General features: G+C 68.3%; 12 protein-coding genes. 4 read left to right on the forward strand and 8 right to left on the reverse strand.

The window, feature by feature from the left end:
- Positions 1-4 precede the first annotated feature (4 nt).
- Entirely contained in the window at positions 5-2491 is a 2487-nt protein-coding gene (locus ACGLYG10_RS00315; RefSeq protein WP_073327002.1) for a glycoside hydrolase family 31 protein, read from the forward strand.
- A 64-nt stretch (positions 2492-2555) separates the two neighbouring features.
- Here the strand turns inward: ACGLYG10_RS00315 and ACGLYG10_RS00320 are convergent, their stop codons facing one another.
- The 5 genes from ACGLYG10_RS00320 to ACGLYG10_RS00340 all read right to left on the reverse strand — a co-directional run bounded on the left by ACGLYG10_RS00320 (position 2556) and on the right by ACGLYG10_RS00340 (position 8880).
- On the reverse strand, positions 2556-3563 hold the full coding sequence (locus ACGLYG10_RS00320) for a LacI family DNA-binding transcriptional regulator (RefSeq protein WP_073327003.1): 1008 nt from the start codon (positions 3561-3563) through the stop codon (positions 2556-2558).
- A gap of 46 nt (positions 3564-3609) precedes the next feature.
- Positions 3610-5313 (reverse strand): glycoside hydrolase family 13 protein, encoded by a 1704-nt coding sequence (locus tag ACGLYG10_RS00325; protein ID WP_073327005.1) that lies wholly within the window; start codon positions 5311-5313, stop codon positions 3610-3612.
- A gap of 159 nt (positions 5314-5472) precedes the next feature.
- Positions 5473-6348, reverse strand: coding sequence for a carbohydrate ABC transporter permease (locus ACGLYG10_RS00330; RefSeq protein WP_073327007.1), 876 nt, complete (start codon positions 6346-6348; stop codon positions 5473-5475).
- Positions 6345-7397: a carbohydrate ABC transporter permease gene (locus ACGLYG10_RS00335; protein ID WP_073327008.1), complete on the reverse strand. Its 1053-nt coding sequence runs from the start codon at positions 7395-7397 to the stop codon at positions 6345-6347. Before ACGLYG10_RS00335 ends, ACGLYG10_RS00330 begins: the two co-directional genes overlap by 4 nt.
- 175 nt (positions 7398-7572) lie before the next feature.
- Positions 7573-8880: an ABC transporter substrate-binding protein gene (locus ACGLYG10_RS00340; protein WP_073327010.1), complete on the reverse strand. Its 1308-nt coding sequence runs from the start codon at positions 8878-8880 to the stop codon at positions 7573-7575.
- Positions 8881-9203: 323 nt separating this feature from the next.
- Between ACGLYG10_RS00340 and ACGLYG10_RS00345 the strand changes: the two genes are divergently transcribed.
- Positions 9204-10832, forward strand: coding sequence for an MDR family MFS transporter (locus ACGLYG10_RS00345; protein WP_244542513.1), 1629 nt, complete (start codon positions 9204-9206; stop codon positions 10830-10832).
- 60 nt (positions 10833-10892) lie between these two features.
- Positions 10893-13337, forward strand: a complete 2445-nt coding sequence (locus ACGLYG10_RS00350; protein WP_073327011.1) for a glycoside hydrolase family 3 C-terminal domain-containing protein — start codon at positions 10893-10895, stop codon at positions 13335-13337.
- A 35-nt stretch (positions 13338-13372) separates the two neighbouring features.
- Here the strand turns inward: ACGLYG10_RS00350 and ACGLYG10_RS00355 are convergent, their stop codons facing one another.
- The gene (locus ACGLYG10_RS00355) at positions 13373-14383 is read right to left on the reverse strand and encodes a CPBP family intramembrane glutamic endopeptidase (RefSeq protein ID WP_073327013.1); all 1011 of its coding nucleotides are present in this window, start codon (positions 14381-14383) and stop codon (positions 13373-13375) included.
- Between the two features lie 234 nt (positions 14384-14617).
- Between ACGLYG10_RS00355 and ACGLYG10_RS00360 the strand changes: the two genes are divergently transcribed.
- Positions 14618-15181, forward strand: a complete 564-nt coding sequence (locus ACGLYG10_RS00360; protein ID WP_170866434.1) for a sugar O-acetyltransferase — start codon at positions 14618-14620, stop codon at positions 15179-15181.
- Here the strand turns inward: ACGLYG10_RS00360 and ACGLYG10_RS00365 are convergent.
- Positions 15175-16431 carry an alpha-amylase family protein gene (locus ACGLYG10_RS00365; protein ID WP_073327016.1) on the reverse strand — a complete coding sequence of 419 codons (1257 nt, stop codon included), beginning with the start codon at positions 16429-16431 and terminating at the stop codon, positions 15175-15177. The two genes, ACGLYG10_RS00360 and ACGLYG10_RS00365, sit on opposite strands and share 7 nt — an antisense overlap.
- A gap of 196 nt (positions 16432-16627) precedes the next feature.
- Positions 16628-19564, reverse strand: a complete 2937-nt coding sequence (locus tag ACGLYG10_RS00370; protein ID WP_073327017.1) for a UvrD-helicase domain-containing protein — start codon at positions 19562-19564, stop codon at positions 16628-16630.
- Positions 19565-19825 lie beyond the last annotated feature (261 nt).

Here is a 19825-nt window from a genome sequence, read left to right on the forward strand (position 1 = left end):
TTACATGGCTTCCCCTCTTTCCTCCGCTTCAAACGACCCCCGTCCTGCGCCTGCCCCCGTCGGCGCCGTCGTCGCGGGCCCCGACTGGCGGTTCACGGTGCTGACCTCGCGGCTGATCCGCATGGAGTACTCCCGCGACGGCAACTTCGTGGACGCAGCCACCCAGCTGGTGGTCTCCCGCGACCTGGGCCCGATTCCGGACTTCGAGGTGCGCCGCGGCGAGGACCGCGTCGAGATCATCACCGAGCATCTGCACCTGACGTACCTGCCTGCGCGGGGCTTTTCCCGCTCCGGCCTCAGCGTCACCCTCCGCACCGCCGTCATTGGCGTCCACGGCGGAACCTGGCGCTACGGGGACCGCTGGGCCCCGGAAGAGGCCTACCGCACCAACCTGGGCGGCACCGTACGCACCCTCGACACCGTGGATGGTGCCACCGCGGTGCAGCCCGGTCTGCTGTCAATCACCGGGCACTCGGTTATCGACGACTCCGGCTCCCTGCTCATTCAGGAGGACGAGTGGGTGTGCCCGCGTCCGCACTCCGACGCCGCCAACACCGCAACCGCCCCGGATAAGGACCTGTACTTTTTCGGCTACGGGCAGGACTACCGGGCGGCCCTGCGCGACTTCTTCACACTGACCGGTCCTACGCCGCTGATCCCGCGCGCACTGCTGGGCAACTGGTGGAGCCGTTTCCACCGGTACTCCGAGGAGTCCTACCTGGAGTTGATGGACCGCTTCGCCGCCGAACGGCTGCCCTTCTCGGTTGCCGTGATCGATATGGACTGGCACCTGGTGAACATTGATCCCGCCATCGGCAATGGCTGGACCGGCTACACCTGGAACCGGGAGCTGTTCCCCGATCCGGAACGCTTCCTGGCGGCACTGCACGAGCGCGGCATGCAGGTGACGCTCAACCTGCATCCTGCCGCGGGCATACGCCGCCACGAGGACGCCTACGAGCCCGTGGCCCGCGCACTGGGGCTGGATCCCGCCACGGGAGCCGACATCCCCTTCAACATCGGAGACAAGGACTTCACCGCCGCTTACCTGGAGCACGCCCACCACACCCTGGAGGCGCAGGGCGTCGACTTCTGGTGGCTGGACTGGCAGCAGGGAGGCGACACCGACATTCCGGGACTGGACCCGCTGTGGATGCTCAATCATGTCCACTACCTCGACTCCGGGCGCGAGCGCAGTGGTCCCGGCCGGACCAGTTATCGGCGTCGTCCCATCACCTTCTCCCGGTTCGCCGATGCCTCAAGTCACCGCACGCCGATCGGCTTCTCGGGAGACACAGTGACCTCCTGGGAGTCGCTGCGCTTCCAGCCGGAGTTCACCGCCACCTCTGCCAACATCGGCTACTACTGGTGGTCCAACGACATCGGTGGCCACATGCTCGGCGTCAAGGACGATCAAATGACGGCCCGCTGGGTGCAACTGGGCTGCTTCTCCCCCATCAACCGCATGCACTCCACCATGTCGATGTTCAACTCCAAGGAGCCGTGGCGCTACTCGCGCGACGCCCACGCCACCATGGATGCGTACCTGCGGCTGCGACACCGGCTCGTGCCCTACCTGTATACGTGGGCGCGCCGTGCGCACGCCGAGGGCATCGGCCCGGTTCGTCCGCTCTACCACGATTACCCCTGGCGCATGGGGTCCTACGACAACCGCAATGAGTTCCTCTTCGGGGACCTGCTGGTCATGCCGATCACGCGGCCCGCCGACCCGGCCTCGCGCCTGGCTCAGGAGGAGGCGTGGCTGCCCCAGGGCACCTGGTTCGACCTGCCCACCGGACGCCGCTACGACGCCGCTGCCGCCGACGGGCGCATGCTCACCTTCTCCCGTCCCCTGGAGCAGGTGCCCGTCCTGGCGCGCGCCGGGTCCGTAATCGTCGGCGCCGAGGACCTTGGCGAGGCGGCCGGCGACAATCCACGCCATCTCTCCGTGGTGGTCGTGCCGGGAGCCGACGGCGAGTTCGTGCTCGAGGAGGACGACGGCTCACCCGAGCCCGGGCCCGACGGCGTGGTGCGCACCCGCTTCACGCTCACCTGGGACGAGGCGGCCGGCTCGGCCCGCCTGGCAATCACCCAGGACGGTCCAGACGGCGTCGTACCGGAAGAACGGGAGATCACCGTGCACCTGCTGTCCGCCGGCGGCCAGGCCACGGCCCGCGTGAACGACACCGACACCCCTGTCAAGGAACGCCCCGCCGACGGCTTCACGCTCGGCGGCGGCATGGACGTCTCCCTGGGCACGGTGCGCCCGGCCGACGGCGTCGTGCTCGAGCTGTCGGGCGTGAGCACTAAGCCGCCGTCGCTGGCAGACGAGGTCTTCGGGATCCTTGAACCCGCCCAGATGTCCTACCCGGCCAAAGACCGGGCCTGGGGCGTGGTCTCCTCCGGGGCCACCGGCGGCGCACTCATCGGCGGCCTGCGAGCAGCCGGCTTGTCTGAGCAGCTGTTGGCCGCCATTAGCGAGGTCGCCTGACCCCGCACCCGCGGGAGCCGTTGCTCCGCCGAGGTCGGTCGGCATGTCGACCGACCTCGGCGGATCAGGCAGGACCCGGCGAGGCGGTCGAACCGTGGTCAATCAGGCGCGGCTCGACCAGCGTTACACCGGATACTGAATCATCGGTCAGGTAATGCAATAGCAGGTCCCCGGCCATACGCCCGAGCGCCGGCCGGTCCACCCCCACCTCGGTTACCAAGTCCCCGGCCGGGGTGCGGGCCGCGGTCAAGCCGACCGACACGAGGGACAGATCGTTTGGAAGAGACAGGCCGCGCGCCCACGCCGCCGCAATCACGCCTTCGAGCGCACTGGCGTTGTTGGAGACCACGGCTGTGCATCCCCCCGGCAGCCCGTCTGGTCCGAGTACATGCGCGCCGGCAATGACGTTGTCGGGACAAGAACGGAACACGGCCTCAACCCCATGCCTACGGGCGGCCTGACGTACAGCCTGACTCTGAGCCGCATAGGCGTGAGACCGATCGGCATGCACGTCGCGCATGAGGAACAGGATGCGGCGGTGGCCGAGCTCCACCAGGTGGTGCACACCCAGATCCGCCATCCGCTCGAAGTCGGCGTCCACCCCCGGCGCGCCGTCGGCACGGTTCGACGTGCCAATCAGCACGGTCGGCACGCCCTCCCCCAGCAGATACTCCTCACGTTCGTCGTCAATGGCTACGTCCATGAGGACGGCGGCCTCCAGCGCCCGGGAGCGAACCAGGGCCTCCAGCGCGTCCATCGGTCCCGAACGCCGTCCCACGGGAACGAAAACCTGCATGCCCTGCGGCTCCACGCCCTGGCGCAGACCCTCGACATACTCCAGATCGTTGACATCAATGCCGGAGCGCTGCATGCGAAACAGCACCCCGACCGTGCGCACCGAGCGAGCCGCCAGCACGGAGGCATGCCGGTTGGGCCGATAACCCAACTCGTCGATGGCGCGCTGCACCCGCTTCCGCGTGGCCCGGGTGGTGGGTCGCTGTCCCGTCAGGACATAGGTGACGGTTGACGGGGAGACTCCGGCCAGGCGTGCGACCTCGGCACGGGTGGCCATGCGTTCTCCTTCCGGGGCCTGATGGGGCCGCCCGCCCTGCCTCAACTCATGCGGCTAGCCACACGGCGGCGTTCGCGGGAACTGTGATGGCGTCGAGGCGTCCGCCCGTCTGCCCGCTCCAAGACTGCACCAGCACCGTACCCGTCAACGGCAGTACGGCCTCCCCGTCCCCCATATTGATAGCAACAGTGACCTCACCGTTGCGGAAGGCAAGCACCTGCTCGGGCAGATCCTGCACCCATTCGACCTCGCCCCGCCCCAACTGCCATTCGCGCCTGGCCGTGATGGCGCGCCGGTACATGGACAGGGTGGAGTCGGGGTCGGACTCCTGTACGGCAGGGGCGTAGACACCCCAGCCATCGGGCTGCGGCAGCCAGGTCCGCCCGGTGGTGTTGAAGCCGTAGGCGGGTCCAGTGGCAGCCCAGGGCAGGGGAACGCGGCAGCCGTCGCGCCCGCGCGTGCGCTTGTCGGTGCGCAGCCAGGCCGGGTCCTGGCGGCAGGCGTCGTCCATGGTGGTGTGCTCAGGCAGGCCCAGCTCCTCCCCCTGGAACATGTACATGCTGCCGGGCAGACCGAGGGCGAACAGGGTGGCGGCGCGGGCCTTGCGCAGCCCCAGGGCGGTGTCAGGCTGCGGATCCTCGGCGCCGATGCCGTCGTCCGGCTCGGCGCCGGGAGCAAACCCAAAACGGGTGGCGTGACGGACGACGTCGTGGTTGGACAGCACCCAGGTGGTTGGCGCGCCCACGGCGGCGTTGGCCGCCCTTGAGGTGTCGATGACTCTGCGCAGGTCGGGGGCACGCCAGGGGGACTTGAGGTAGTCGAAGTTGAAGGCCTGACTCATCTCGTCCTCGCGGACGTACTTGGCCATCTGCTCGGGCGGATCCACCCAGGCCTCGGCCACCAGCAGGATGTCGGGGCGGATGCCGCCCAGCACGCTGCGCCAGTCGCGATAGATGTCGTGTACGCCGGGCTGGTCGAACATGGGGCCGTTGTCGGCGGTCTTGGGCCGCTCATCGTCGACGGCGGTGCCGCGCCAGCGGTCCTCCCCCAGAGCGTCGTCGGGCAGACCGGGAGCCTTTACCAGGCCGTGGGCGACGTCCACACGGAAGCCGTCCACCCCGCGCCCAGCCCAGAAGCGCAGGAATTCGCGGAACATCTCGTGTACGTCGGGATGCTCCCAGTTGAAGTCGGGCTGCTCGGCGGCGAACATGTGCAAGTACCACCAGTCGCGGTCCTCCTCCCGGCCGGTAAGCGGCTCGACCCGAGTCCACGCCGGGCCGCCGAACAGACTGCCCCAGTTGTTGGGCGGCCCGTCCGGGCTGTGGCGGAAGATGTAACGCTCGCGCTCCGGCGAGCCGGGTCCCGCCTGCAGCGCCGCACAAAACCAGGCGTGCTGGTCGGAGGAGTGGTTGGGCACCAGGTCGATCACAACCCTGATGCCGACGGCGCGGGCGGCGGCCACCATTTCGTCGAAGTCCGCAAGTGTCCCGTACTCGGGGGCCACGTCGAAGTAGTCGGCCACGTCGTAGCCGGCGTCAACCTGCGGAGACGGGTAGAAGGGCGACAGCCAGATGGCATCCACCCCCAGAGCGGCCAGGTGGTCCATGTGTGAGGTGATTCCGGGCAGGTCACCGAGGCCGTCGCCGTCGGAGTCGGCGAAGGAACGGGGATAGATCTGGTAGATGACGGCGTCGCGCCACCAGGCGTCCTGGTCATTGCGCACGGTCACGAGCGGAGCAAGCGAGGTCATGAGGTCTTGTGTGTCCTGGAGCGGGATCGGAGTCCGGGCGGTGGAGGAGCGGCCGCCCGGACACGGAATGAGTAGGTACATAAGTTAGTACAGAAGACAGGCGGCAGGCCTGTGGTCCGGGTGCGCGCCCTCCTACAGCGTGCACCCGGACCGCATGGGTCACTGCTTGAGGCCCCCTGCAGCCAAGCCGGCAACGATACGGCGCTGGAAAAGCAGCACCATGATCACCAACGGCAGTGTCATCACCACGCCCGCAGCCATCTGTGAGCCGAAGGGCGTGTTGAACTGGGAGGCGCCGGTGAACTTCGACAGCAGTACGGTGGCCGGCTGCATGGTCGGGTCATTGATCATCGTGACGGCCACCAGGAACTCATTCCAGGCGCCGATGAAGATGATGATCGCGGTGGTGAAGATTCCGGGCGCGGCGATCGGCAGAATGACCTTGCGGAACGCCTGCCCGGGCGTGCAGCCGTCAACCATGGCGGACTGCTCCAACTCCTGAGGCATCTGGCGGAAGAAACTGGTCAGGTTCCACACGGCCAGCGGCAGTGAGAACGACAGGTCCGGGATGATCATGGCCTGATAGGTGTTGATCCAGCCCCAGGCTGAGAAGTTCTTCAACAGCGGCACGATGATGGCAACGAGCGGGAACATGGAGGTCGCCAGCACCACCAGCAGCAGCACGCTCTTGCCGCGGAAGTCCAACCGGGCTAGCGCGTAGGAGGCGAAGGTGGCAATCGCCAGGGCAACCACGGTCACCACCACGGAGACGATGAGCGAGTTGATCAGGCCTTGCCCAAAGTTGTTCTTGGCGGAGAACACCGCCTGATAGTTCTCGAAGGATACGTGCCTGGGCCACCAGGTGTTCTCGAAGATCTCCGTGTCAGGCCGCAGGGAGGACACCAACATCCAGTAGAACGGGGCGAGACAGTAGATGACGATGAGGACGATGCCGAAGGTGGACAGTGCGCCGGCCCAGTCGAACTTCTTCCGGGGACGCTCGATCACCGGCGCCGAAGCGGCTGCTGTACTCATGACGCGCTCCTCTCACTGGTCTCGATGATGGGGGTCGCATGCGTTGTGTCGGCCGCCGCTCGCCGCCGTCGGGGCAGGAAGACCGTGGCGGGGAGTTTGCGGCCCCGTCTACTGCCACGGCGCGGGGCGGTGGCACCCAGGTCGGCGTGGGTGATGCGTGTGAACGCGAAGGCGAAGATGAACACGTACAGGAACAGGATGAGCGCGTAGGCGGCCGCCGAGCCATAACGCAGGTTGGAGGCCTCGTCCTGCACGAGCATTGAAATCGTCTCGACTGAGCTCTTGCGCGGGCCGATCAGGATGTAGGGCAGATCGAACATCCGCAACGCATCCAGGGCACGGAACAAAACTGCCACCACCAGCGCCGGCTTCACCAGTGGCAGGGTGATACGAGTGAAACGCTTCCAAGCATTCGCCCCGTCGATCTTGGCGGCCTCGTAGACCTCATCCGGGATCACCTGAAGCCCGGCGAGCGTGAGCAGCCCGATATAGGGGGCGGTCTTCCACACGTCGGCGATGATGATGGTCAGCTTCGCTGATGCATTACCCGATGCCCACATGATGTGCTGGCCCAGGATGGCGTTGGCCACACCGTTCTGATTGAAGATCCAGCTCCACAGGATGGCGGACACGGCAGTGGGGATCGCCCACGGGACCAGGATCGCCGCGCGGACGAAGCCGCGTCCACGCATGGCCCGGTGCATGATCAGCGCCATTGCCACACCGAGGATGGTTTCCAGGACGACGGTGACGACGCCGAACAGCGTGGTGTTCCAGGCGGCAGTCCAGAAGTGGGATCCGGCGTCGCTGAAAATGGCGGTGTAGTTGTCCAGTCCGACGAAGGGCTCGACGTCGGAAACGAACCCGGTTTCCGGGTCGAGTCCGGCCTTGCCGTGCAAGGACTGCTGTAGCGACTGGATGACGGGAATGATGATGACGATTGTCAGTACGATCATCGTCGGGGTGATTAGCAGCCACGCCAGACGTGACTGCGCCCGACTGGCCTTCGACCGGCGATTCACATCCGGCACATAGGTATTAGTGCTCATGACAGGCTCATGTCTTTGACTCATTTGGTTCACTGTTCGGGCAACCGGTTGCGCGGCCGCGCCGCGAGCAGGCGCAAGACGCCCGGCGTGTGGGGCAGGAACGTTTCCCGCCCCACCGCGGGTCGGACGGCGCGCGCTCCAACGGGCTCCAGCCCCGCCGGGGCCTTGTTGCGCGTCAGGACAGGGCGTTCAGCGAGCTCTCGAGAGTGGCGATGGCGTCTTCGGCCGTGGTCTGCTGCTGAATGGCCGGGTAGATGGCGTCCTGGATAGCGGCGGTCACATCACCGTAGGAGACTGCCTTCGGACGCCCCTTCGCCGAGTCGAGCGACTCGCGCAGCGTCGGCAGGTAGGGGAACTGCTCAAGCATCTCGGAATCCTCGTACAGGGATCCGATGACAGGCGCGAGGGTCTGCGTCTCAAGCGCGTACTTCTCAGACTCCTGGCTCGTCCACCACTGGACGAACTTCAGCGCCGTGGCCTTGTTCTTGGAATAGACGGAGATTCCGCAGTTGTGCCCGCCCAGGGTGGGGACGAAGTCGTTGCCGTCGATGCTGGGCAGGGCGGCGACGCCGAACTTCTCCTCCCCGAGGGCCGCCATGTTGTTGGCGTACTGGTAGGGCCACTGCCGGTAGAAGAGCAGGTTGCCGGCCTCGAAGGCGTTGCGCCCGTCCTCCTCCTTCCACTCCAGGGAATCCGTGGGGATGTAACCGTCCTTGAACCCGTCGATCAAGGTTTGCAGTCCGGCGATCGCCTCCGGAGAGTTGATGGTGACGTTGCCCTCATCGTCGTAGAAGGATCCGCCGGCGGTGTTGATGAACTCGCTGGCGCAGCAGGTCAGGCCCTCGTACTTGGCGAACTGGCCGCCGAACCCGCCAATGTCCTCGTGACCGGGCAGAGCCCGCACGGCGTCGATGGCGGACTTGACCTCATCCCAGGTGGTGGGGACCTCGACGCCGGCCTCCTGGAGGAAGTCCTTGCGATAGAACATAATCGACGAGTCCGTCGCGAACGGTATCCCGTACAACGTGCCCATGTACAGGCCGGTCTCCCACACCGATTCGATGATGTCGTCGTTCTTAAGCTCATCCGTGGGCAACGGCACGACCCACTGGTTGGCCGCGAACTCGGCCACCCATACATTGTCGATGGAGATCACGTCGTACGCATCGGACTGCGTCTGGGCGTTGTTGATGAGGGACTGACGCTGTTGGTCGGCCTCGGCGGACAACTCGATCAGCGTGACCTTCTCATCGGGGTAGAGCTCGTTCCACTCGTCGATGCGCTCTTGCACCTTGCCATCAGAGTTGTCCTTGCCCTGCACCCAGGTGATCGGTCCCGTGCCGGTGAAGTCGGCCGTTGACGCGGCGGATGCACTCGTGCCTGAACTGTTGGATCCGCCGCCGGAACAGGCGGCCGCGGCGGACAGGGCCGCGACCACAGCTGAGCCCTGGATGAAACGACGACGGGGTAAACGAGATGCCATGTGCTTTTCCTCCTTGAAACACCACGCGCGGGCTCGCTCACTCGTTGGGCGAACACACGCCGTCGACGCGCGTCGACTGTATGGCGAGATCAATGTAGCCCAGCCAGCACCTCGACGGAATACAGCCCGCAACCGACAGGATTCGTCGTTACGAGATCGTGATCCAACGGGATGGTCGACTCCTGTGCACCAGGGGTGCCCAATACCTCTCCGCACTGGTTTCGCAGCGCACCCGCACGTTTGGCAAAATTTGTTGCGCGGCACGCCCTTCCCGGCTTCGGGCCCTTCCCCACTTGGCGTGCCGCGAGGAGAGATTCGAGGTAATGAGCAACACCCCCACGCACGGCGAACAGATGAACGCGCAGCCGGACTCGCAGGGGATCTCCGGCACCGTCGAGGGCATGACCTTCCGCCCCGACCGGCGGTTCTGGGTCGTGTACATCTGCCTGATGATGGTCCAGTTCCTCACCGCGATGTACCACACGGTGATCGCCACCGCACTGCCGACCGTCATTGGTGACCTGGGCGGCGTGGCACACATGTCCTGGGCAATCACCGCCTACACGCTCGGCCAGACGCTGGCCATGCCGATCAACGGCAAGCTCGGCGACCTGGTGGGCCGCAAGCGGCTCTACCTGCTGGCCATTGCGCTGTTCGTCGGCGGCTCGGCCCTGTGCGGCCTGGCGACCGACATGTTTGCCTTCACGGTCTTCCGCTTCGTACAGGGCCTGGGCGGTGGTGGCCTGATGATCTGCTCTCAGGCCATCACCGGTGACATCATCCCGCCACGTGTACGCGGCACCTACATGGCGCCCATGGGCGCCATGTTCGGCATTGCCGCCATTCTCGGCCCGCTTCTGGGCGGATGGCTGTCGGACTGGCTCGGTTGGCGCTGGATCTTCTGGTTCTTCCTGCCTTTCGGCCTGTTCGCCTGGGTGGCGGTAGCCATCGCGCTGCGCATGCCGCGGCGCTCCAGCAGCTTCAGCGTCGACTGGGCCGGGCTGGCGCTGACCAGCATCGGCGCCGCGGGGATCGTCCTCATCGCCACCTGGGGCGGGACCACATACGCCTGGAGCAGCCCGGCAATGCTGGGGCTCATCTGCGTCACCGTGGCCGCCTGGGCCGCCGTCGTCCCGGTGGAGAGGCGCGCCGCAGACCCGATCCTGCCGCTGCAGGTACTGACCGATCACACCTTCATCATCGCCACCGTCGTCTCGGTGCTCATGGCTGCCTGCATGTTCGGCATGAACGGGTACCTGCCGACCTACCTGCAGATGGTCCACGGCGTCTCCGCCACCATGTCGGGTCTGCTGCTGGTGCCGGGCAGCGTCGGGATGTTCACCGGGTCGCTGTTGTCAGGCACTCTGGTCACCCGCACCGGCCGCTACAAGCCCTTCCCGATCGTAGGCTCGCTGGTGGCCGCGACCGGCATGGCCATGCTGGGTCTGCTGCCCGCCGACGCCCCCGTGGCCTGGACCGGCGTGGCCGTATTCGTCCTGGAAATCGGCATTGGGATGTTCCTGCAACTCAGCGTCCTCGTCATCCAGAACGCGCTACCCGCCAGCATGCTCGGCACCGCCACCTCCACCAACAACTTCTTCCGGGAGATCGGGGTGTCGATCGGCAACACGGTCGTTGGCGTGCTGTTCACCGGCCGCCTGACCGCGTCCCTGCTCTCCCTCGGCTTCGACTCGCGTGAGGCCGCTTCAATCACTCCAGCCATCGCCCGGAGTTTGAACGCCGCCACGGGCGCCGCAGTGGTGGACGCCTACCACCATGCGCTGGCTCCCGTGCTGCTGTCGCTGGCCCCGGTGCTGCTGGTGGCGGCGGCAGTCGCGGGCCTGTTCAAGCCGATCCCGCTGTCGACCAAAACCGGCCTGGAGCAGCTTGAGGAGGAGCTCGCCGAGGACGGGCCCGCCGACGCCTATCACACCGACCGCACGGACGGTTAGGCTTGGCCTGACACCGCCGTCCCACCCGACCTGCATGCACTTTTACGGAGACAATCAGCCATGACCGCCAACACCACCAGCGAGGTCGCGCAGAACCTGAACACCTCCGCTACCGCCCCCGACGCCGACCGCTCCTATGACCCGCGCCTGGCCGAGCTGGCCCGCCGAGCCGCCGCCGAGGGCACCGTCCTGCTCACCAACGACGGCGTGCTGCCGCTGTCCCCCACGGAGCCGGTCGCGGTCTTCGGCCGCGTGCAGATCGACTGGTTCGCCGTCGGCTACGGCTCCGGCGGTGACGTCAACGCCGTGTATACCACCAACCTGCTCGGCAGCCTGGTGGAGCAGGGCGTCAGCGTCGACGCCGAGTTGGCCTCCACCTACCGGCAGTGGTGCAACGCGCAGGAGCCGCCCACCGAGGAGTGGGGTAACTGGCCGCGCTTCTACCCGGAGATGGAGGTGTCCGAGGAGCTGGTCGCCGCGGCCGCCTCCCGGGCCCGCACCGCCGTCGTCGTGATCGGCCGGGCCGCCGGTGAGGACCGGGAGAATGTGCTGGAGCCCGGCGGCTACTACCTAACCGATATCGAACGTACCCTGCTGGAGCAGGTCACCGGGCACTTCGAAAGCACGGTGGTGATCATCAACTCCGGCAACGTCATGGACCTGTCCTGGGCCGAGGAGTTGGGCGTATCAGCCCTGCTGCTGGCCTGGCCCGGCGGTATGGAGGGCGGCCGGGCCGTGGCCGACGTGCTCACCGGTCTCACCGAGCCGGGTGGGCGCCTGACCGACACGATTGCCCGCGCCTACGCGGATTACCCGTCGGCCGCGAACTTCGGTGGTCAGGACTTCAATAACTACGCCGAGGACGTGTTCGTCGGCTATCGCTACTTCGAGACCTTCGCACCCGAGAAGGTGCTGTTCCCCTTCGGGCACGGCCTGGGCTACACCTCCTTCGACCTGAGCCAGGCGCGTCTGGACTCCGTCTCCGTCGACGCCGACATCACCGCGCGGGTGCGGGTCGCCAACACCGGGCCGCGGCCGGGAGCCACGGTGGTGCAGGTCTACCGGGGCGTGCCCGCCGACGCCGCCCTGCCGCGCCCGGCCCGGGAACTGGTCGCCTTCACCCGCACCGGCGTGATCGCCCCTGGCGATTCCCAAGAAGTGGTGGTTTCCTTCCCGCGGGAGCGTCTGGCTTCCTTCGACGACGGTCGCGCCGGTCACGCCCACGCCTGGGTGATCGAGTCCGGCACCTACCCGGTGCACGTGGGGACCTCGGTGCGGCAGACCGTCGAAGCCGGCGCCGTCGTCGTGGAGAAGACCGAGGTGATCGAGCAGCTTCAGGAGGCGCTCGCCCCCTCCCCCGACGTTCCCTTCGATCGCATGACGGTGACGCGTGACGCGGAGGGCCGGGTGCAGGTCGGCTGGGAGGCCGTCCCCACGGCCACCGTCGACCTGCGTGAGCGCATCCTGGCGCACCTGCCACAGGCCATTGAACCGACGGGCGACGTCGGCATCCGGTTCAGCGATGTGGTCGCCGGGCACGCCACCATGGAGGCCTTCGTCGCCCAACTGGACGCCGCCGACCTGGCGCAGCTGGCCTACGGGGACGTCGAGATGAACTCCCCGCTGGGCGCGCCGGGCAACGCCGGTGCCTTCGGCGGGCTGACCGAGCGCCTGCGCGAGCTGGGCGTCCCCCCGGTTATCACCACCGACGGCCCCTCCGGGATTCGCGTTTCCGCCTACGCCAGCCTGCTGCCCTGCGGCACCGCCCTGGCCTCCACCTGGGACACGCCGCTGCTGGAGGAGCTGGCCGCCCTGCACGGGCAGGAGATGCTCCGCAAGGGCTCGGACGTGCTGCTGGCGCCGGGCATGAACATTCACCGCGACCCGCTGTGTGGACGCAACTTCGAGTACTACTCGGAGGACCCGCTGCTGACCGGGCTGGCGGCGGCCGCCGTCGTACGCGGCATCCAGTCGCAGGGCGTATCCGCATGCCCCAAGCACTTCGCCTGCAACAACCAGGAGACCAACCGCATCTACAACGACTCGCGCGTATCTGCACGGGCTCTGCGGGAGATCTACCTGCGCGGCTTCCGCATCTGCGTGCAGGAGGCGGACCCGCACAACATTATGACCAGCTACAACAAGGTCAACGGCCAGTGGGCCCACTACAACTACGACCTGGTCACCACCATCCTGCGCGGCGAGTGGGGTTACCGGGGCAATGTGATGACCGACTGGTGGATGCGCTATGCGCCCGACCCGAACTTCCCGCAACTTAAGGACTCCGCCACGCGGGTGCGCGCGGGTGTGGACGTGCTCATGCCCGGCGGCGAGACCTGGTCCTCCACCCGTGCCGATGGTCATGACGACGCCGTGCTGGACGGCTACTCGCCGGATGACACCAGCGGAGAGCACCTCACCCTGGGTGAGCTGCAACAGACGGCACTGCACGTACTGCGCATGGCGGCCACCACGCCGGCCGCCCGGACGGCCGCCGCCGACTGAACCCGCGGGCGGCCACGGGCAAAGGAGCCTTCCCGCTACTGTGCCCGGCCGCGAGCGCTGCGGCGCGGCAGCAGCAGGCCGCGGTGGCGTGCCACCAGCAGCATCACCGCGCCCGCCGCGGTGCACACCACCACGGCCCCCAGGGAGCCCTCGACCCCCATCTCTCCTCCGGTGAGCAGATCGGGGCCGGAGAAACGGGCCGCAAACAGTCCGCGGCCCATGCCGGTGCCGGAGACGTCCGAGCCGAAGATACCGCCCTGTACGAAGTTCCACGCCACATGGGTGCCGAAGGCCATCCAGAGTCGACGTGTAGCCAGGTAGCAGGCCCCCATCAGAATGCCCGCCTCAAGCATGATCGCCACGGCGCCGAATATGCTCGCCTCCGGATTGGTGATATGCACGGCCCCGAACAGGACCGCGGTCAGTCCCAGCGCCCAACCGGTGCCGAGCCATTGTTCCAGCAGTCGCAGCAGCAGGCCCCGGAACAGGATCTCCTCCGCGAAGCCCGCGGCCAGACCCGCGGATGCGCCAATAAGTATGCCCGCGCCCCATCCGACGGCGGTCACCCGGTAGCAGCCGACCGCCGCAAGCAGCGCCACCACGGTGGCCATCAACAGCGCCCCCAGCCCCATTCCGAACAAGAACTCGCTGAGCTTCCCCGGACCGGCCAGCTCCGAAACACTCGTGCCGCGAATCCACCGCATGAGCGCCCAGTAGCCGGCCACGGCGGCCAGTGCCGAGACGCCGGAGCCTACGAGGAACACGGCGGGCTCATTGAAAAGGTTCTCCAGTAGGTGCCCCGCACCGATCCGCTGCCCACTCATGACAGCGGCAGTGATCGAGGTCAGGGCAATCGCGACCTGTGACGCGCTGAATGTGAAACAGCCTGCCAGCAGTTGCCAGCCCCAACGCCGGGCCGCTTCCGGAGCACGGCGGGCCTGCGGCGACGCCGCCGGGATCACCCGGTCCGCGATCGCCAGTAGACCGCGTTCGCCGGTCGTGACCGGGTCTGAGGAACTCGCTGGTTGGGGGGCGTGGATTGTCATGCCGTCTCCTAGAACCGTTCAGGGGCGGGGTGAGCCGTGTAGCCGCCCCGGTGGCCGGTCAGCATGCCCCATGCATCCGGTTTCAGAGTGTTCCCCAGCGCGGCCGAGTCGTGCCGATCTGAGAACACTACACTCACGCCTATGAGCCCCGACACCGGTTGCCCCGGCCCCGCAGGCCCCACCACCGCCGCCGACTACCTTCCGACCGATGGCGGCCGTAGCAACCGGCAGCGGATGCTTGCCGGTGAGTGGTACGTGGCCGACGACCCGGAAAACGCGCGCATCGCCGCACACGCCCGCCGCGAGCTGGCCCGCTACGAGCATGCCTTCAATGAGGGCGCTCCCGACGCGGCCAAGCACCTGCGCTCCGCCATCCCGCATCTGGGTGAGGACGTGGTGCTGCTGCCGCCCGTTCGCGTCGACTACGGGGAGAACCTCACTATTGGCCCGGGGACTTTTGCAAACTATGGGCTCACCGCGCTGGACGTCGCCCCGATCCGAATCGGGGCGAACTGCCAGCTGGGTCCGAATGTGCAGTTGCTGACCCCGGTGCACCCGTTGGAGCCGGCGCCGCGCCGTGCCCGCCTGGAATCCGCGGACCCGATCACCATTGGCGACAACGTGTGGTTCGGTGGCGGAGTCATCGTCTGCCCCGGAGTCACCATCGGGGACGACTGCGTCATCGGTGCGGGCGCCGTAGTCACCCGGGATATCCCGGCGGGTTCACTGGCCGTGGGCAACCCGGCCCGGGTCATCCGCACCCTGGATGACACGACCTTCCGCCCGCACCGTCACTGACCACTGCCGGCGTCGCCCCCGATGCGCAGCACCTGCCCGTCGGGGGCGGTGACGACGGCGACCGGGGCCGGCTCCAGGCGCAGTTCGACGGCGAGCCGCTGCCCGTCGGGGCCCAGCGTGTCGTAGCTGTAGGCGCGGTTGTCGAGGTGACGGGTCACCGTGGTGGCGGTGGTCAGCCACGGGTTGCGGCGGCGCAGGGCGATCAGGTCCTGGTGCAGGCGCAGCATCGGCGCTCCCAGGGGCGAGAGCTGCTCGGGGCCGGCGGGGAAGGCGGGCCGCACCTCGTCGTCGCCGCCGAGCCGCTCGGTCTTCTCCCCGCGGAAGGCCTGCTCGTCCCCGTAGTAGATCGACGGAATCCCCCCGACGGTGAACAGGATCGCCGCGGCCAGGGACGCCTTGGCATCACCGATCTTGCTGGCGATGCGGGTGACGTCGTGGTTGCCGATGAAGGTCAGGGGCGTGAAGGCGGGCAGCAGCTCGTTGTGCCGCTTGAGGCACCAGTCGAGCTCGAAGAAGTTCTCATCCAGCAGTGAGCTCCAGATCGCCTTCCACAACTCGTACTGGGTCACCGAGTCCATGCCGGAGCGGGTCACTATGTCCACATAGTCGCCGTGGATTACCTCACCCATGAACCAGGCCTCGGGGAACTCCTCGCGCACGCGCGGCAGCACCCGCGCCCAGAACTCCGGGGGGACGGCGTAGGCGGCATCCAGGCGCCAGGCCATGGCCCCGCGGCGCAGCCAGTGGCGCATCACGTCGGCCACCAGCTCGACGACGGCGTCGGAGTCGTGGTTGAGAGCCGCCAGGCCCCGGTGCCCCTCGAAGTCCTGGTGGGTCACGCCGGCATCGGTGTGCTCCAGGCGGAACAGCTCCTGTGCCCGCTCGTCCCCGGCCATCGCTGCGCGGAAACTCGGGTGAGCGGTGCCGACGTGGTTGAACACGCCGTCGAGCATGACGTTGATGCCGCGTCGGCGGCAGGCGGCGATCAGCCGGTCGAAGGCGGCGTCGTCCCCCAGGCGCGGGTCGATGGAGTAGAAGTCGACCGTGTCATAGCCGTGGGTCTCCGAAGTGAAGATCGGCCCCAGCGCCAACCCGTTGGCGCCCAGGGCGATCAGATAGTCCAGCCACGGTTCCAGGGCGTCCAGCCGGGGGGTGAGCACCCGCTCGGCCTCGGTGGGGCGAATCGGCGCACCGGTGAAGCCCAGCGGGTAGACGTGCCACCAGATGCAGGAATCACTCCAAGAGGACACGGGAACTCCTTCGCTGAGTCGGTGCGGCTTCGCTGAGCGGGGTCACGGACGAGCACTGGGCCACGCGCGTGGCCCGGGCTCGCGGTGCGCCCTGCTTCCGCTAACTTCGGATAGGCGTGGTCAACATAACATCGTCGGCGCTCGTCGTGGGCGGCGCCGCACGGGTGTGTGCAAACGTGCGGCGCCGATCCGACTCTCAGAGCTTCTCGACCGGGGCGAGGCGCAGCATGAGGCGCTTAGTCGCCCGGGTACCGTCGATGATGAACTCCACGCGGGCGACGGTGGAGCGGCCCGTACCCTCGATGGCGATCACACTGCCCTCCCCGTAGGTCTTGTGCCGGACCCGGTCGCCGGTCTTGAGCCCGGTCACCGCCTCGGGCAGGGCGGACTGCGCGGACTCGGCCTCGGATTGCGCCGTGCCCAGGCGCACCGGCTTGCCGCGCGCCGCCAGGCGCTTGGCGCGGCGTGCCTCGGCCCGGTCCTTAGGAGTCTCGACCCGGCCCAGTTTCCCGGTGCGGGTGCGCCGCCCGGAGCCGATGGCGGGGGCGAAGTCGCCGTCGTCGTCGGGGGTCGCCTCACTGCTGCGCCCGTAGCCGCGGCGCGCGCCGAAGCCGCCCTCGTCCCAGGAGGCGCCCCAGCCGGTGCCGCCGCCGCGCAGCGCGTCCATGGAGGAGGCAATGCGCTTCCACTCGATCGTGTCTTCGGGGACGTCGTCGAGGAAGCGGGAGGGGGGCATGGCGGTGGCGGTGCCCCAGGCGGAGCGCACGGCGGCGCGGGTAAGGTACAGGCGCTCGCGGGCGCGCGTGACGGCCACGTAGGCCAGGCGGCGTTCCTCGGCCAGCTCGGTCTCGTCCGCCAGCGAGCGCGCGTGCGGGAAGGTGCCGTCCTCCAGCCCGGTGACGAACACGACCGGGAACTCCAGCCCCTTGGCGGTGTGCACCGTCATCAGGGTGACCTGGCCTTGCTCGCGGGCCTGGACCTCGGCCTGTTCCCGGTTCTCGGCCTGGTCGGCGACGTCGGCACTGGGGGGCAGCTGGTCGGAGTCGGCCACCAGCGAGACCCGCTCGAGGAAGTCGGCAAGCGTCCCGTCGGGGTTGGCGGCTTGGAAGTCGGAGGCGACGGCGTGCAACTCGGCCAGGTTCTCCACCCGGCTGGCGTCCTGCGGGTCGTCGCTGGCGCGCAGTTCCGCCAGGTAGCCGGAGGCGTCCAGGGCGGCGTCGAGGATGTCGGCCACGCCGTCGCCGGCGTCGCGCGAGTGCCGCAGGGAGGTGAGCAGCTCATGGAAGCCCGTCACCTGCCGGGTGGCGCGCGTCGTCAGCCCGACGACGGCGGGCGGCTCCGCGCCCTCGTCCTCCCCCGGGCGCGGGGCGCCGGCGGCGTCGGCCACGGCGGTGCCGAAGGAGACGGCGTAGCGGGCGGCATGCTCGGCCAGGGCGGCCTCGGCCTTGTCCCCCAGGCCCCGCTTGGGGACGTTCAGGACGCGGCGGATGGAGACGTCGTCGTCGGGGTTGTCGACGGCGCGCAGGTAGGCGATGGCGTCCTTGACCTCGCGCCGCTCGTAGAAGCGGGTGCCGCCAACCACCTTGTAGGGCTGGCCGGAGCGGACGAAGGCCTCCTCCAGCGCCCGGGACTGGGCGTTGGTGCGGTAGAAGATGGCGACGTCTCGCGGGCGAATGCCGCACTCGTCGGCGAGCCGGTCGATCTCGGAGCTGATCCAGCGGGCCTCGTCGTGCTCGGAGTCGGCAACGTAGCCGATGATCTTGGGGCCGTCGCCGGAGGCGGTCCACAGGTTCTTCTCCCGGCGCCCGGTGTTGCGGGCGATCACCGCGTTGGCGGCGGACAGGATGTTCTGGGTGGAGCGGTAGTTCTGCTCCAGCAGGATCGTGCGCGCGCTGGGGTAGTCCTGCTCGAACTCCTCAATGTTGCGGATGGTGGCCCCGCGGAAGGCGTAGATGGACTGGTCCGAGTCGCCCACCACGGTCAGCTCGCCCGGTGGGACGGGCGAGTCGGCACCGGAGGTGCCGGGCCCGCCCACCAGTTCGCGCACGAGCACGTACTGGGCGTGGTTGGTGTCCTGGTACTCGTCGACGAGCACGTGCCGGAAGCGGCGCCGGTACATCTCCGCCACCGCCGGCTTGGCCTGCAGCAGCTGCACGGTGCGCATGATCAGATCGTCGAAGTCCAGGGCGTTGGCGGCGACCAGTCGGCGCGCGTAGGCGCTGTAGACCTCGGTCAGGTGTCGCTCGAAGGGGTTGGAGGTCACGGCACGCTCGGCGAACTCCGCCGGGGTGATCAGCTCGTTCTTCAGGTCGGAGATGCGGGCGGCGAAGGTTTTGGGGGTGAAGCGCTTGGGGTCAATGCCGAGCTCGCGCACGATCAGGGTGATCAGACGGGTGGAGTCGGCGGCGTCGTAGATGGAGAAGGTGGAGCGCAGCCCGGCGGCGTCGTGCTCGCGGCGCAGGATGCGCACGCATGCGGAGTGGAAGGTGGACACCCACATGCGCTCCCCCGCGGGCCCCACCAGGCCGGCCACGCGCTCGCGCATCTCTGCGGCGGCCTTGTTGGTGAAGGTGATGGCGAGGATCTCGCCGGGGCGGGCGCGGCCAGTGGCCAGCAGGTAGGCGATGCGGTGGGTCAGTACCCGGGTCTTGCCGCTGCCAGCGCCGGCGATGATCAGCAGCGGCGAGCCCGCGTGGGTGACGGCCTGCTCCTGGGCGGGGTTGAGTCCGGCGAGCAGCTCGGCGGGGTCCGCGACGGTGATGCCGTAGCGGGGCGGGGCGCCGGGGCCGCCCGCCGCACCCGCGGCGCTGCCGTCCACGCCGGCGCGGGCGCGCGCGGCCGCGGCGTTGGCCTGGGCACGGGCGACAAGAGCCGAGACCTCTGCCTGACGCTCCTCCCAGGTGGGGGCGACCGCGGCCTCATCGGCAGCCGAGGGGGCGGAGGTCTCCTCGTCGGGGCCGTAAGCAGCCAGATCCTCCTCGGCGGGAGGCTCGACGTCGGCCCACGAGTCGTCGTCCCAGGCGGCACCGGCCGGGTCGAGCGAGGGCAGGGCGGCCTCCGGCGGAGGCGTGGCCTCGGAGCCGGAACCGGGCATGGGCAGTGCGCCGAAGAGGGCGTTCATCGCGTCGTTCATCTCGGGGCCAAGCCTAGACGATTTGCTGCCCTGCCCCGGCTGCTGTCCGTGGTAACCGTGCCGACAGCCTTGAAACTGTCCAAGACTGGCACGAACGCCGCCGCCTGGAGCCGCCACACCCGACGAAACCGCAGAATACCAACGATCTGCTAGGTGCCACTCGCCGTCTCAGACTCCTTTATGCCGATCTCGGACATTTCCCACCGCCGTCCGTTGCCGGGTCAGTTCACCGCGCCGGGGTTGACTGCCCGCGCCTCCCAG

Source organism: Actinomyces glycerinitolerans (genome assembly GCF_900098745.1).
Lineage (GTDB): Bacteria > Actinomycetota > Actinomycetes > Actinomycetales > Actinomycetaceae > Actinomyces > Actinomyces glycerinitolerans.